The organism is Parafannyhessea umbonata (assembly GCF_900111255.1).
GTDB lineage: Bacteria > Actinomycetota > Coriobacteriia > Coriobacteriales > Atopobiaceae > Olsenella_J > Olsenella_J umbonata_A.
On the sequence record NZ_FOGP01000003.1, the window covers coordinates 107,256 to 120,600 of the forward strand.

A 13,345-nucleotide genomic window follows, 5' to 3' on the forward strand; every position below is an offset into this window, starting at 1 on the left:
TTTCCTCTGTTGTCAAGCAAGACCCCACGGCTACCCCAATCTGTTCCAGCGAAGGCGCTCCGCCAGCGCAAGGACGCTCGGCAGAGCCATCAGCACGGCGTAGGGCGCATAGCCCCACCACGGCTCGAGCGTGGGAAGCTGAGGGTAGAACCGCCACTCCCCCACGGCGACGATGGCCAGCACGACGTTTGCGCCGACCATCGCGGCGAGCGCCGATGCATACAAAACGTCACGCGAGCGCAGGAGCTCCGTCCGGTAGTGGCTCCGCGCGGACGTTGCACCCCAACCCCGGGCGCGCATCGCATCTGAGCGCTCAAGTGAGTCCTCCATCGCCCATGACATGAGCATGGTCGAGCTGCGCACGTACGAGCCCAGTCGCGCACGGCCGGACGCGGACGGCTGGCCGCCGCCTCCGGAGGCGGTGCAGGCGTCGAGCGCAGACGCGACCAGCGCGTGGCGCCTCAGCAGCTGCGGAAGCAGCTGGACCGCCATCGAGACCATGGTCCCCACCACAGGAAGGCGCCGCCCCGCCATGCCCATGACGCGATCCTGGGTCAGCACGCAGGTCGCGTTCGAAACCCACTGCAGCATCGAAACGAGCATGCCGCCCATGCACGCCCCGAACGCAAGCGGCTCGAGCTTGAGGGGCAGGGGCCCCAGCCACGCGAGGGTCGTCGCGCCAGAGCGCGAAAAGAGCGGGTTGACCAGGCAGACGAGCATCACCAGCGGGGCCTGCCAGGCAAGGCTGCGCCCGACGGCCCGCCACCCGCGGCAGCAGCCCCCGAACAGGAGCGCCCCGACCACGGACAGCAGGACGTAGACGGGCTGCAGCACGAAGATGCCCAGGCCAATGGTGCCGACAAAGTAGACGGCCGGAACCACAAGGTGGACGCCTTCGAAAGCCGTCTGTCCAGAGCGTCTGCCCAACGCAGCCTCCCGCCTACACGTAGTTCCACGCGACGGAGTCGCCGTCGTGAAGCACGTACTCGTCGCTCATCACGCTCGGAAGCGTGCCGCTGACAGTGTAGGTCCACCCGTGCGCGCTGTCCTGCCCGAGCCCGTTGATGGCCGTGACCCAGGTCCCGCTGCCCGTGCGGTTGGCACCGCCCTCCACGGTGGCACCGGTAGCGAGCAGCGCCGCGTAGGCGCTGGCCCCCTTGGGAACGCTCACGCGATGCGAGGCTCCGTTGATGCTGACGGAGACCGTCATGTTGCCCCGCTCAGCAGCCGCCGCGGGCCCGTCGGCGCCGGACGTGGAGGAAACGCCCGCGGAAGCCGCACCAGAACCCGACGCGACGGCCTGCGCAGAGCCGCCCTCGGAGCCGGCCGAGACCGACGACGCGCGACCGACCGCGACCTCGTCTCCGGAAGGCAGCCGGGGCGCGTCGCCCTTGGCGGCCGAGAAGGACACGTCGCCCAAGGCCGCGAAGCACTCGGAATCGATGGCATAGCCGCTCGCCGCCGCCATGACGTCGGCCGTCGTCGCGTCGGACGCAAGGGCGGCCGCACTCGAGGAGTCAAACGACATGACGACCCGCACGACGCCGGACTCGTCCTCCGAGATCCAGGTGACGGGTGCCGCGATCCCGCGCCCGTCAATCCAGCGGGCCAGCGCCGCGGTGCGCCTGGCCGTCGCGTCCACGCGCGCAACAGGCTCGCTGCCGTCTCGCTGCTCGACCCAAACGCCAGCAGAGTTCACGACGACCTGGACGTCCTGGGAGAGCGAGACGTCCTCCCCGTCGCAGCTCAGGTCGCCAAGCGCCGCAAGAACGTCGTCGCGGCCAATGGCGCACCGCGAGCCATCGTCATCCGCGCTGGGAGCCGCGTCCACCGCGGCCTGGGTCGAGGCGGAACCCGAAAGCGGGGCCAGGGGATCCTTCCCCTGCGCATACTGGCTCATCGACCAGGCGCTCAGGGCAATCAGGACGGCGGCAAGGCAAAGCGTCGCCATGCGCGCAGCGCCCAGGCCGCACCTTCCCCCGGGATCTCGGCTGGGGCCGCCCCCAGCCGAGATCCCCTTTGAGGGGTCACGGCCCTCCGCCAAGGTCCCCCTGTCGCGAGCGGCGGTGTTCGCCGCCTTGAAGTCCGGCTCTGCCATCGCTAGTCCTCCTTACCCTTGCCGAATCCGAGCAGAGAGAACGCCACGGCCGCAACGCCCACGCACACGCCGGCAAGCGGCCAGGCGGGAAGCTTTGCCAAGCCGGCAAGGGGGGTCGCGTCGTCGGCACTGCCCTGGTCGTCGTCCGCACTGGACTCGCTCGTCAGAAGTCCCTCGCCAAGCTGGCCACCCAGGAGGCCGGACTCGCTTGCGTCCAGCAGTCCGCCACCCAACAGGGCGCCCCGCCCCGAGGCAGGCGCGTCCGACGCGAGCGAGAGCTCGCCGCGGGCCGCATGCAGGGGCCCGACGGCGCCATTCGTCACTCCATGCGGGGACTCCGTCGCGCCGCCCCGTTCGGCGCCGCCCGCAGCCCCGTCAGTCGTGCCGGCACCATTGCCCGGCTCGACAGACGGCCCGGGCAGTTCGCTGCCGGCGACAACCTTGAAGAGGCTTCCGGAGTCGTTCACGTAGTACAGGCTGCCGTCGGCCGCCGCAACGACGCTCGACATCGCGTAGTTCTGGCGCGTGGTCTCCGGCCTGAACAGGAGGGTGGCGCACTTCTCCCCCAGCTTGTAGACGTAGATGCCGCCGGGACGGGCGTTGCTCGTGAAGTAGACGTAGGTGCCCGCGCCCCGCCTGGCCACCAGCGGAGCGCTCTTTACGTCGCCCGCGATGGCGCCGTCGGCCGTCGCGGTCACGCTCTGCTCGACCGACAGCGTCTTGGCGTCGATGACGTAGAGGCCACCCGTGCCGCCCACGCGGCTGGAACCCCCGCCCACGTAGACCTTGCCATCCGAGAGCGTCGGGGTGGAGGTGCTCGCCTGGGCGAACCTGACCGAGCCCACGGGCGCGAGCGTGCCATCGACGGCGACGCTCACCTTGTGGAGCACGCCGTCGGTGGTGACCACATAGGCCTCGGAGCCATCGGCGCTCGTCACGACACCCGAGCGAGAGGGGCTTCCCAGCACGAGCTTCGAGACGATCTTCCCGGTCGAGGCGTCGCGCAGCGCAAGCGCCCCCGTATCGTCCGCCACGAGGATGCCGGCCCGCACGCTCGCCGCGCCGGACCAGTAGTAGCCCGACCCCTCGGACTCCACGCTCCAGCGCACGGAGCCCGTGGCGAGGTTAATGCTCATGAGGTAGCCACCGAGCGAGGAACCCGTAAACGACGCGGCGGTCGTGCCGAGGTAGTAGTACCCGTCACGCACGAGCGGCGTGGAGATGGACTGCTGGGAAACGCCGCCCGACTGCGGAAGGGCATCGGTCAGCCAAACCGTCACGAGCTTGTCGGCGGTCAGGGCCTGAACGCGGCCGTCATGGAGCGGCACGATCACCAGGCCGTCGGCGTACGCCAGGCGGCAGGTGGACTCGACGCGCTCCGCCAGGTCGGCCTGACTCTTGATGGCACCGGTCGCGGCATCGCGTATCTGCAGCTTGCTGCCGGCAGCAACGTAGACGTCGCCGTTGACGACGATGGGGTCGCTCATCCAGGTGGCCATGCCCGACGCAACGAGGTCCCGTGCCCAGGCGAGGCCGGAGCCCGTGGTGGGCGTGTCGGCCGCACTGGTTCCGGATCCGTCGCTTCCCTTGTAGGCACCCCACTCGGCCTGGTAGTCGGGACGGGGGGCCGAGGGGTCAACCGTTACGTCGCCCTGGGGAAGGCCGGAGCCATAGGCCCCGTAGCACCACTCGATGCGATCACCCGGCTTGACCACGTAGCTGGAGGCGTACTCACTGGAGAGCTCACCGTTGATGTAAAACTGCCACCACGACCAGTTTCCGTCGGCAGCCTGCGTGGCACCCAGCGATTGGGTCCCGTTGGGAAGGGTCTGGCCAGCTTCCCGCGAGCTGATGGTGTACATGCCCTCATCGCAGGTCATGCCGTTACGCTCGAGCGCGATCTTGGTAAGCTCGGCCGCGGTCGTCCCCTCAGGAACGCTGACCTCGCTCTGCCCCACCCAGGAGGTGTCCGAGCCCGAGGCGTTGGGTCCGACGACCTTGACCGAGGCTGTGACCTTGTTCTGGTCGGATGGCTGCTCGCCGTAGGCGGAGTACACCCAGCTGACGCTCATGCCATCGGTCAGCTTCACGGCGTCGGCACCTAGGTCGGAGGCCTTGCCGTTCACGAAGAGCTGCCAGTACTTGCCCGTCGTCGCGTCGTAGCCGTAGGTCTTGCCCGTGGTGAGCGACGTGACCGAGTCGAGGTAGAAGCCGTAGGCCGTATCGTAGCTCACGTAGCTGAGCCCGGCCTTCTCGAGCATCGCCTTGGTGAGGTCGGCAACGGTCGAGCCGGCCGGCAGGCTGTAATCCTCTGCGGATGCCCAGACCTCGGGCGCGCCGAAGGAGTCGATGCCCACGACGGAGGCCGTGGCGGCGACGTCGGGCGATTCCTTCTCCGTAGTCCCCAAGACGGTAAGAACCGTCTTGACCTCTCGCCCTGCCAGGGTCTTCAGCTTTGCCTTCAGGGCATCGGAGAGCTGGGGGTCATCCTTGTAGCGATCGTAATACGCACCGTAGCGCTTGCTCCTGAGGTTGGAACGCACCGTGACGCTGGTGTTGTAGGCGGGACGCGTGACGCGCAACGTCTCGTTGCTCACGACGGAGGAGTTGCTCGAGGCGAACGTGCGGCCCTGGTCGCTGGAACCCATGGGGTCGTAGTCGGCGAGGTCGTAGGCGACTATGCCGCTGACCCCGTCGGCTGCAGACCTGGACGAGGCCCATCCGACCCGTCCCAAACCGTCAAGGTAGCCCTCCATGAAGGGATGCAGGTCCGAGGTGACCGCCGCGGGGTCCTGCCCGCCCAAGAGGCGCTCGGGATAGGCGGCGGCGACCTCGTCCATAAGAGAGAGCTCGTCGTCAAGCGCTCCCAGAGAAAGCGGGCGCAGGGTGAGCGAAAGCGTCTTGGAGACGCTGCTCGAGGGGTCGTCCCTAAGCGCAACCGTGCAGGTGATGTCCACCGTCTGGTCGCTTGCCCCAGCAAGGGGGCGCCACACGTTGGCGCGGTATCCACTGATGGTCACGGCCTGGTTGGAGGCCTGGTAGCTCACCTTGACGTCGAAGTCGAGAGAGCGCGTGCCCAGAGTTCGGGTGGTCGGCAGCTGGATGTCGCCCGCCACCGACTGCGGGTCGAACGCCCCGTCGGAAGAGTTGGAATACGAGAGCGACGCGTAGGCGTAGTTCTGGTCGAGCAGCTGCTGGACCTCGGCAAGGCGATGCTGGCTCAGCTGCGGGTCGCCCTTCACAGTCAGCTGGAAGTCCCTCGTGACGCTGACGTCAGGCATGCCGTAGCGAGAATAGCTGACGATTGCGGTCAGCGTGACGGGCCTGTCCTCGGAGCTCGCCCTGGGCGTCGCCTTGGTCTCGTCGTCCCAGGAGTAGCCGCTGAGCGCCAGGGCGTCCTTGTCGGAGCTACTCCACTCGACCTTCACGCCATCCGCAAGCTTGTTGGGAAGCGAGAACCCCTGCGTCACCGCGGCAGCAGAGTCGCCCTGCGCAAGGGAGAGCCCCATGCCGTCCGCGGCCTCGGAGAGCTCCTGCGACATTGCCTCCTTGTCCCAGTCGAGCTGGACCCACCTGCCCGGCGTATACCAGGCGGTCGCCGTGCCGTAGCCCAGCCTGAAGGTGGGCTTGATCTGGCGCAGGGCCGAGTAGTCGGTCGACACCGTCTTGTCCGACGGGCTCAGCGAGAAGAACGTGACGTCTCCGTTGTGCTCGGAGCCCGTGTCGATGCCGCCCCGCTGCTTGGGATCGGGGTCCGCCGTGTGCGCCACGGACTCCGTGACGACCGTGACGCCCGCGAAGCGCCCGTCCAGGGAGGCGAGCTCCGCGGAGACCATGTCATTCGCGTTGGAGTCGGCGCCATAGGCGGGGCTGGGGCAATAACCGCTGTAGCCGACGCCCTGAAGTGCGGACACGGCATCGGCAAGAAGGGCCTCGTCCTCCTCGCTGCCACGCGCCGCGACCGGGCCCAGCGTCGCAGACTCTACGACGTTGCGCGACTCGGCACTCACCCTGAGGTACTTGCCGACCAGGTCGCTACCGATGGTAAGGGTTCGCCCAGTCGCCCCCGCAATGGGCAGGTAGTTGCCATCCGCAAGGCCTGCAGCCAGCCACTGGTAGCCAACGGAGGCATCGGAGCCGACGCTCTTGGTTCCGCCCCAGCTCGTCGCGACGAACGCGTCCGCGCTGACGGTCTCACCGACCTTGGCAGTTCCGGCGGCGCTCACGCCCGAGAGCTCGGCCTTGCCGTCGGTCACCTGGCCGGTCGCGTACGTGCTCCAGACCTCCTTCGAGGAGCCGCCCGTTCCCGCGAACGTGACCTTGCATGCCAGGTAGAAGCCCGCGTCGGCATCCGTCGCCGCATACGTGCGCGCCGTCGCGCCGTCGATGGGCACATAGCTGTCGTAGCTTCCGCCATACATGGTTTTGCGCACGGTGCCTCGGTACCACTGGAAGGCGTAGTCCGCATACGCGCTCTCGGGCGCGGCCTCCTCCTCGTCGAGGCCCCACTCGTCCTCTTCCAGGCTGTAGACGTTCGCCCTAAGGTTCGCGCCCACCGCTATGCCGGACGAGATGGCGGTCTCGGAGCCCTGCTCGTCAGCAATCTTCAGCGTGCTGGGCTCGACCGCAGCTGACGCAACGGCCAGGGCGCCACTTGCGGGCGACGCGGCCGGGACGGCCGGCGCGGCGCCCTGCGCAGGGGTGGCAGCAGTGACAGGCGCCTCGCCCTTCTTGCCTGCGATGCCTTCTGGCGACTCCGCGACAGCGCCCTCGCCGCCCTGTGCGTTCGCGTCCTGCGACGACTCGACCTGCTCGACAGCCGGCTCGCCTGGCGTTGCCTGGGCCGCCTCGGCCCAGGCGGTGCAGGGAAACTGCCCCGCGACCAAGGCAAAGCTCAGCGCCGCAGCTGCGGCGCCACGCGCGACGGAATGCGTTTTTTGGGATGACATGACCGACCCTTCTTGTTCCGACTCTTCCAGAACAGAGGGCAGGCAGGATTGGAAGCCAGGAAGGCAACCACTCTGGCCAGCGCCGCGGCGAGGCGAGCGGACGGCGCAACCGCATCGCCAGCTCCGCATGGGGCCGACCACCTTTTGAGCACAGTACACGCTGATCCGGAGTCGAACCGGAATCCTTTTACCTAGGCCTACGAGCTTTGGACCATGCCCTCATTATTTAAACTGGCATGATTCTAACAGCACGAACGGCGAGATGAGGCGCGCGGCACAAGTTCTACGGGCACGGTCTCGCACGATCCGCACGCTCCCTCCTCCCCCGCGATCATCGCGAGCATGAGAGAGGCGGCGCGCTCCCCCATGAGCAGGGGGTTCTGGCGCACCGTTGTCAGCGGAGGCCTGCCGAAGCGGGCAATAAGGATGTCGTCGTGCCCGACCACCGCAACGTCCTCCGGAACGTGCAGCCCATGGTCGCGCAGGGCTTCGAGGGCGCCCATGGCCAGGCGGTCCGTCTGGCAGAACATGCCGTCGAACGGAACGTCGCCGGCAAGCAGGCGCTCCGTCGCCGCATACCCCTCGTCGAAGCCCGTGGCCTTGGGGCAGATGACCAGCCTTGGGTCGAGCGCGAGACCGCGCCGCCCAAGCTCCGTCTCGAAGCTCTCCGTGCGACGAGTCCCCACCGGGTCGTGGCGGGTGGCCGAGACGAGCGCGAGGGACCTGCAGCCGCCCGAGACCAGCTCGTCTGCGGCAAGGCGTCCGCTCTCCCGGTTGTCGGAGCACACGAACGCGCAGACAGAGCCGCGCTCGAGCGCGGCCCTCTGGCTTTCGGGCGCCGCATCGATCAGCACCACGGGAACGGACGAGTCGAGGGCGCCACGCACGTCCACGGTCGGATTGGAGCAGACCACCCCCGAGACGCGCTGGGCCGCAAGCTGCGCGTGGCTCGCACGCTCCATCTGGGCGCAGTGGTTGGTGTTGTAGATGCTCAGCGAGTAGCCCGCCTCGAAGAAGCGCTCCTGAAGGGACAGGATGAGCGTCGAGAAGAACTCGTTCGAGATGTTGGGAACGACCACGCCGATGGCGCTGGTGCGGTCTTGGCGAAGCCCCTTGGCCATCTGGTTGGGACGGTAGTCGAACTTCTTTATGGCCGCGCGCACACGCTGCTCCGTCGCCTTCGAGAAGCGGCCGTTCTGGTTGATGACGCGCGACACGGTGGCCACCGAGACGCCCGCCTCCCGCGCGATGTCGCGCACCGTCGCCCTCTTGCCAGCCATCGTGCCCCGCCCTTCTCACCCCATGGTCCCACGACCTCGTCCGATGCGGCAGCATGGTCGTGGGTAACGGTTACCCACAGAAGAGAATACCAGCAACGCGGCGCGCAGCTCCTCTCGTTAGCATTGCGCTACGAATTGTCCCAACCGTAGGCAAGTCGCGCCCACCCAGCTAAACTAGGGAACGTTTGGCACAATCGGGCTCGGCTCAGCCGACCGACCCAACGCTTGGGAGTTGATAGCGCATGGCAAAGATCCAGATGAAGACCCCGCTGGTCGAGATGGACGGCGACGAGATGACCCGCATCATCTGGCAGATGATCAAAGACGAGCTCATCTGCCCCTACATCGACCTTAAGAGCGAGTACTACGACCTGGGGCTCGAGAACCGCGAGGCCACCAAGGACCAGGTGACCGCCGACTCCGCCGAGGCCACCAAGAAGTACGGCGTGGCCGTCAAGTGCGCGACCATCACCCCCAACGCGCAGCGCGTCGAGGAGTACAACCTGAGCCAGATGTGGAAGAGCCCCAACGGCACCATCCGCGCCATGCTCGACGGCACCGTCTTCCGCGCGCCCATCGTGGTCAAGGGCATCGACCCCGTCGTCCGCAACTGGACCAAGCCCATCACCATCGCGCGTCACGCCTACGGCGACGTCTACAAGAACGCCGAGATCCGCGTGCCGGGCGCCGGCAAGGCCGAACTTGTCTTCACAGCAGAGGACGGCACCGAAACCCGCGAGCTCATCCACGACTTCACGGGCGCCGGCGTCATCCAGGGAATGCACAACCTGGACGATTCCATCGAGAGCTTCGCGCGCAGCTGCTTCGAGTACGCGCTCGCGACCAAGCAGGACCTGTGGTTCGCCACCAAGGACACCATCAGCAAGAAGTACGACCACCGCTTCAAGGACGTCTTCGCCGAGGTGTTCGAGGCTGACTACAAGGCGCGCTTCGACGAGGCGGGCATCGAGTACTTCTACACGCTGATCGACGACGCCGTCGCGCGCGTCATGAAGTCCTCGGGCGGCTTCATCTGGGCCTGCAAGAACTACGACGGCGACGTGATGAGCGACATGCTCTCGTCCGCCTTCGGCAGCCTGGCAATGATGACCTCCGTGCTCGTCTCGCCCCACGGCTACTACGAGTACGAGGCCGCCCACGGCACCGTCCAGCGCCACTACTACAAGCACCTCAGGGGAGAAGAGACTTCCACCAACTCGGTCGCGACGATCTTCGCGTGGACGGGTGCCCTGCGCAAGCGCGGCGAGCTGGACGGGACTCCCGAGCTCTGCGCGTTTGCGGACCGTCTGGAGAAGGCGACCGTCGCCACGATCGAGTCCGGAAAGATGACCGGAGACCTGGCGCGCATCACCTCGCTGGAGAACCCCACCAAGCTCAACACGCGTGACTTCATTCTTGCCATCCGCGAGACCATGGACCAGCTGGTCTAGCCGCCAGTTGGCGGCGGCAGCTCGCTAGCAAGTCGGGTCGGGGAGGAAGCCCTCGAAGATGGCGACTCCTCCCTCGGCCTCGCACTCACGCAGGTCTGCCTCGGTCCGGATGGTCCAATAGACCGGCTTCGCTCCCATGGGGCCGACGACCATTCGGACAACGGGCAGCTTGCGGTCCTCAAAGCGATACGCGATGAAGTCCGGGCGCGCGGCATGGTTGCCCGTGAGCATGGTCCGGACGAAGCGGACGGGCAGGGCCAGGGCCTTCCCGTGGCGGACGTCGTAGGCAAGGCGCCCGCGAATGACCTCCGGGCGATGCCAGCGCAGGCGCGAGAGCACGTAGAGGTCAAAGCTCTGAATGCAGAACGACACGCAGTGGCGGTCAAGCGTCTCCATCACAAGGTCCGTCAGACGCTTGAAGTTGCCGTTTGCGGTCTTGATCTCGACTATCACCGGAGTGGCAACGCCGCTTCCGTCGACGTCGAGCTCATCCAGCTCGTTCTTGGGCCCCTCGTAGTCGAAGACCGAGATGGCCTCCTCGAAGGTGGGGATGCGCTCGTCGGTCCCACCAAGGCGCAGCGCGCGAACCTGGTCGAGCGTCATGTCCTCGATGGCCCCCGAGACGCCGCACATGCGTGTGGTGTCCGCGTCATGAAAGACCACGAGCCGATCGTCCTTGGTGAGGCGCACGTCCATCTCGGCGCCGAAGCCGTTGTCGCGCGCGCGCTCGAAGGCCGCCAGGGAGTTCTCGGGCACGCCCGTCACGCGGCCGTGAAGGCCCCTGTGCGCATAGCGATAGCGCTTCATCCGCGCCCAGCGGGCATCCACGTGGGAGTCGCCCACGCGCGGCGCGACAGCACCAAGGGTCGACGCCCCCAGCAGGGCGGCTCCGCCGATGACTGCAGCGACCGCAGCCGCGGTCCTCTTCTCGCCCATTATGGTCTCCCTACCCCAATCGAGCGCTCTCACGGTTGAGAGCGAAGGCCCCCTCGGGGGAAACTATCACAGGTATACCCTCTTTCCTCCTTCCCTTCCGACGGCAAGGCACGGGCAAGCCGCTCGTCCCTCTTTACGCATCGCTCGCCAGAGAAGACGCGTCCGTCTACGTGCCATTTGCTTCGTCATTAGTGACATATATCCGCGTAGTATTTATATGCTCCCCCACGTTGGCTCAAATGTAGGCAACTAGCTGGCAGATGATGGTATGATTGCGTTGCAAATCGCACGCGATTAGTACGCCCGCCGAGGCCACAGGCGTCGCGAAACTACACGAGGAGGGGAATCTGCCATGGCAGACTGGAAGGAAGCCCTGAGCCACTACCCCGGCTACAGCCCTGACGACCCGAGGGAGAACGGCGCCACGACGGATGCCGACGAGGCCGCTCCCGCGCCCCTGGACGAGCGCGCCGATGCAGGCCAGACTCCAGCAAGTCCGGCAGAGCCCGCCGGGGACCCGTTCGAGGTCAAGGCGCAAGGCATCTATACCGAGCCCGAGAGTGCCTGGCGTGAGGAGCCGGCAGAGGTCGCGCCGCGCCGCGACCTCTCCGGAGACCCCCTGGCGCTCCAGAACCAGATCTGTTTCCCGCTCTACGCGGCGTCAAAGGAGCTCACCCGCAGGTACAAGCCCTTCCTCGACCCCCTGGGCCTCACCTACACCCAATACGTCACCATGATGGCCCTCTGGGAGCAGGACCGCGTGAGCGTCAGCGCCCTGGGCAGGCAGCTCTTCCTCGACTCCGCAACCCTCACGCCGCTGCTCAAGCGGCTCGAGTCGCACGGCTACCTGACACGCGAGCGCTCCCGCCAGGACGAGCGCTCGGTCATCATCACCCTGACCCAGGCGGGGCGGGCCCTGCGCAACCGGGCGATCGACGTCCCGCGCTGCGTCTGCGACACCATCAACCTGGACCCTGAGGACCTCGCCCAGCTGAAGGCCCTTATCGACAAGCTCCTCATGTCCTTCTCGGAGGAATAATCAATGCACCAAGCCTCACGGCCCGCCGCCCGAAGGGAGGGCGATCGCCCGCTGCCGCGACGACGGATCGACGCGGCAGCGACGCCCAACCAGCTCATCGAGAAATACTGCTCTGACATCCTGACCTCCCCCGGCATGTCCATCGAGAGCCAATGCATCCAGCACGGCGACACCACGGTGCTCGAGCACTCTGCCGCGGTCACGGCCTGCTGCGCGCTCATCGCAAGGGCCCTGCGCGTCCCCGTGGACGAGCGGGCCCTGATGCGCGGCGCTCTTCTCCACGACTACTTCCTCTACGACTGGCACGTCTACGACCCCAGCCACAGGCTCCATGGCTTCACGCACCCCGGCCGCGCCTGCAAGAACGCGATCCGCGACTTCGGCGTGGGACGGCGCGAGCAGTCGATGATCAGGCATCACATGTTCCCCCTCACGCCCACGCCGCCCACCTGTCGCGAGGGTGCCATCCTGTGCGTCGCCGACAAGATCGTCGCCACCAGGGAGACCGTCCACGGCTTTGCCCTCAAGCTGCGCGCACGCCAAAGGCCGAGGGAGGAGAGAAGTGCCCGATAGCATTACGTCCGGAGCCATCGTCGTACGAGAGCTCCCGTTTGGCCCCGACGGGCTCGCCACGCTGTGGCTGCTCTTCTTCGGCTACTGCTTCCTGGGCTGGTGCGCGGAGTCGGCCTACTGCTCCGTCCTAGAGCGCAAGCTGGTCAACCGCGGCTTCCTCAATGGTCCCTACCTGCCCATCTATGGATCGGGCGCGCTCCTGGGACTCCTTCTTATGCAAGATGTCCAGAGCGTCGCCGTACTGTTCCTGGTCGGAGGCGCCCTTTCCTGCGCGCTCGAGTTCGCCACTTCGTGGGTCATGGAGAAGGCCTACCACGCCAGGTGGTGGGACTACTCGCATCTGCCGCTCAACCTCGACGGGCGCGTATGGGTCGGCGGCTTCTTCGAGTTTGGCGTCGGGGTCGTGCTGGTGGCCAAAGTCGCGCAGCCGCTGCTCTCGGTCCCCCTTCTGCTCATGTCGCAGCCCGCACGCGCCACGGTCGCGGCGCTCACCGCGCTCACGTTCTTCGCGGACCTAGCCGTCACGCACGTCGGCCTGAGCGGCTTCCGTTCCAAGATGGACGACCTGGTTGGCTCCATGCGCAGCCGCGCCTTCGCCCTTGGCCAGTGGGCGCCCGCCATACCGCACGTGCCCTCTCCCTCCGACGCGATGGACGCGTTGAGCGGCTACATCCCCTCGCGCTCCGACATCGCCTCACTGGTCGGCTGGGAGCACATCCGCGAGCTTTCGCTGGGCCGCCGACTGGGAGCCGCCCGTCGCAGCCTGAGCAGGCACATGCCCGACGTGTCGCTGCCGCAGATCAACATGCCCGTCCCCAAGATCGAGCTGTCCGCCCTCATCGACGCGGCCCGCAACGCCCAGGGCGAAGTGGCCGAGCACTTCTCGTCCGCCCTCAACGCGCAGGAGAAGCGCATCCTCGGCGCCTTTCCCAGTCTGAGGCCCTCTGAGTACCAGAGCATGATCGACGACCTCTACGACGCCTACAGGAAGCATGCCGGGCGCCAGTAGGACGCGTCGC

At 67.1% G+C, this 13,345-nt stretch carries 9 protein-coding genes; 4 read left to right on the forward strand and 5 right to left on the reverse strand.

The window, feature by feature from the left end:
* Window positions 1-30 precede the first annotated feature (30 nt).
* The 4 genes from BMY31_RS04855 to BMY31_RS04870 all read right to left on the reverse strand — a co-directional run bounded on the left by BMY31_RS04855 (window position 31) and on the right by BMY31_RS04870 (window position 8,327).
* The gene (locus BMY31_RS04855; protein WP_143802939.1) at window positions 31-927 is read right to left on the reverse strand and encodes an energy-coupling factor transporter transmembrane component T; all 897 of its coding nucleotides are present in this window, start codon (window positions 925-927) and stop codon (window positions 31-33) included.
* Window positions 928-940: 13 nt separating this feature from the next.
* Window positions 941-2,098, reverse strand: coding sequence for a DUF4430 domain-containing protein (locus BMY31_RS04860; protein ID WP_091008851.1), 1,158 nt, complete (start codon window positions 2,096-2,098; stop codon window positions 941-943).
* 2 nt (window positions 2,099-2,100) lie between these two features.
* Window positions 2,101-7,047: a DUF4430 domain-containing protein gene (locus BMY31_RS04865; protein WP_180371361.1), complete on the reverse strand. Its 4,947-nt coding sequence runs from the start codon at window positions 7,045-7,047 to the stop codon at window positions 2,101-2,103.
* Between the two features lie 242 nt (window positions 7,048-7,289).
* Window positions 7,290-8,327, reverse strand: a complete 1,038-nt coding sequence (locus tag BMY31_RS04870) for a LacI family DNA-binding transcriptional regulator (RefSeq protein ID WP_091008856.1) — start codon at window positions 8,325-8,327, stop codon at window positions 7,290-7,292.
* A gap of 242 nt (window positions 8,328-8,569) precedes the next feature.
* Here BMY31_RS04870 and BMY31_RS04875 point away from each other — a divergent pair, with 242 nt between their 5' ends.
* Window positions 8,570-9,778 carry an NADP-dependent isocitrate dehydrogenase gene (locus BMY31_RS04875; RefSeq protein ID WP_091008858.1) on the forward strand — a complete coding sequence of 403 codons (1,209 nt, stop codon included), beginning with the start codon at window positions 8,570-8,572 and terminating at the stop codon, window positions 9,776-9,778.
* A 24-nt stretch (window positions 9,779-9,802) separates the two neighbouring features.
* Here the strand turns inward: BMY31_RS04875 and BMY31_RS04880 are convergent, their stop codons facing one another.
* Entirely contained in the window at window positions 9,803-10,714 is a 912-nt protein-coding gene (locus tag BMY31_RS04880; protein ID WP_091008861.1) for a glycerophosphodiester phosphodiesterase family protein, read from the reverse strand.
* A 352-nt stretch (window positions 10,715-11,066) separates the two neighbouring features.
* Here BMY31_RS04880 and BMY31_RS04885 point away from each other — a divergent pair, with 352 nt between their 5' ends.
* Genes BMY31_RS04885 through BMY31_RS04895 form a run of 3 tightly spaced genes read left to right on the forward strand, consistent with a single transcriptional unit; the run spans window position 11,067 to window position 13,335 of the window.
* The gene (locus tag BMY31_RS04885) at window positions 11,067-11,753 is read left to right on the forward strand and encodes a MarR family winged helix-turn-helix transcriptional regulator (RefSeq protein ID WP_091008864.1); all 687 of its coding nucleotides are present in this window, start codon (window positions 11,067-11,069) and stop codon (window positions 11,751-11,753) included.
* A gap of 3 nt (window positions 11,754-11,756) precedes the next feature.
* Window positions 11,757-12,326: an HD domain-containing protein gene (locus BMY31_RS04890; protein WP_091008868.1), complete on the forward strand. Its 570-nt coding sequence runs from the start codon at window positions 11,757-11,759 to the stop codon at window positions 12,324-12,326.
* On the forward strand, window positions 12,316-13,335 hold the full coding sequence (locus BMY31_RS04895; protein WP_180371362.1) for a putative ABC transporter permease: 1,020 nt from the start codon (window positions 12,316-12,318) through the stop codon (window positions 13,333-13,335). The genes BMY31_RS04890 and BMY31_RS04895 overlap by 11 nt, the downstream gene beginning before the upstream one ends.
* The last annotated feature ends 10 nt before the right edge of the window (window positions 13,336-13,345 follow it).

What these genes read in the sequence shown, in the direction of transcription:
- BMY31_RS04860 (WP_091008851.1), bottom strand. Translation starts at nt 2,098, where the DNA reads ATGGCAGAGCCGGACTTCAAGGCGGCGAACACCGCCGCTCGCGACAGG.
- BMY31_RS04865 (WP_180371361.1), bottom strand. Translation starts at nt 7,047, where the DNA reads ATGTCATCCCAAAAAACGCATTCCGTCGCGCGTGGCGCCGCAGCTGCG.
- BMY31_RS04870 (WP_091008856.1), bottom strand. Translation starts at nt 8,327, where the DNA reads ATGGCTGGCAAGAGGGCGACGGTGCGCGACATCGCGCGGGAGGCGGGC.
- BMY31_RS04875 (WP_091008858.1), top strand. Translation starts at nt 8,570, where the DNA reads ATGGCAAAGATCCAGATGAAGACCCCGCTGGTCGAGATGGACGGCGAC.
- BMY31_RS04880 (WP_091008861.1), bottom strand. Translation starts at nt 10,714, where the DNA reads ATGGGCGAGAAGAGGACCGCGGCTGCGGTCGCTGCAGTCATCGGCGGA.
- BMY31_RS04885 (WP_091008864.1), top strand. Translation starts at nt 11,067, where the DNA reads ATGGCAGACTGGAAGGAAGCCCTGAGCCACTACCCCGGCTACAGCCCT.
- BMY31_RS04890 (WP_091008868.1), top strand. Translation starts at nt 11,757, where the DNA reads ATGCACCAAGCCTCACGGCCCGCCGCCCGAAGGGAGGGCGATCGCCCG.